Source organism: Pseudovibrio sp. Ad37, assembly GCF_001623075.1.
Classification (GTDB): Bacteria; Pseudomonadota; Alphaproteobacteria; order Rhizobiales; family Stappiaceae; genus Pseudovibrio.
Genome location: NZ_LMCF01000119.1, coordinates 1 through 789, shown reverse-complemented (window position 1 = coordinate 789; position 789 = coordinate 1). Strand labels below are relative to the sequence as shown.

Genomic DNA, 789 nt, shown 5'->3' with positions numbered 1-789 from the left:
ACAACCCGTTCACGTAATTCTATCGGATATGGCTTGCCCATGTGCCCTCCAAAAACAAGGATGGCAACATTGAATCACAAAAAGTTAAAATGAGAAACCTGAATCAGATCTGGCGCAGCACGCTCTAATTGTCAGTGTTTGTCAGACTCGACTAAATCGCATTTAAACGAGCTAAAAGCTCTTCATTTTTGGCAGACATCATTGGGTCTGGAGTCCAAACAATATCTTGCCCATCCCCTTCATGACGCGGCATGATATGAAAGTGGGTATGAAAAGCATCTTGCTGAGCTTCTTTGCCATTACTAGAAACAATCTGAATATCGGTAATACCCAGCCTTTCTTTGTACATCAAGCATATGTGTTTGATAGCACGAGTGTTCCTCGTCGCCGCCTTATGGACAGATCGATTGAATTGAATAAGGGAGTGTTTTGGCCCATGATCATGACGACAGGAGTGAGATATGGGGCAGAATACCAAGACTGCGAGCGTTGCTGCAGAACGCATGGTCAAGGATATCCGGCGCAAGGCCCGCAAGCGCTATTCCACTGAAGACAAAATCCGCATTGTACTTGCCGGGTTACGCGGCGAGGACTGCATTGCCGAGTTGTGTAGGCAGGAAGGGCTCTCTCAAGGGCTCTATTACAGCTGGTCGAAAGAGTTTTGGACTGACCTAAAGAAAATGGAGAGCCTCTGTCTCACTATTTCTTTTCTGTCTCTCGAACGCGATTGGCGATTGATAGCCTAACGACGAGTGTCGCCTGATTGGATTGTAAAAGCCCTCAATGTAA

2 protein-coding genes are annotated in these 789 nt (G+C 46.4%); one reads left to right on the top strand and one right to left on the bottom strand.

What is annotated here, in order from left to right:
• Positions 1-151: 151 nt before the first annotated feature.
• Positions 152-505: an HIT family protein gene (locus tag PsAD37_RS27675; protein WP_084407913.1), complete on the bottom strand. Its 354-nt coding sequence runs from the start codon at positions 503-505 to the stop codon at positions 152-154.
• Here PsAD37_RS27675 and PsAD37_RS17085 point away from each other — a divergent pair.
• Positions 462-746 carry a transposase gene (locus PsAD37_RS17085; RefSeq protein WP_275078332.1) on the top strand — a complete coding sequence of 95 codons (285 nt, stop codon included), beginning with the start codon at positions 462-464 and terminating at the stop codon, positions 744-746. The genes PsAD37_RS27675 and PsAD37_RS17085 overlap by 44 nt on opposite strands.
• Positions 747-789: the final 43 nt, after the last annotated feature.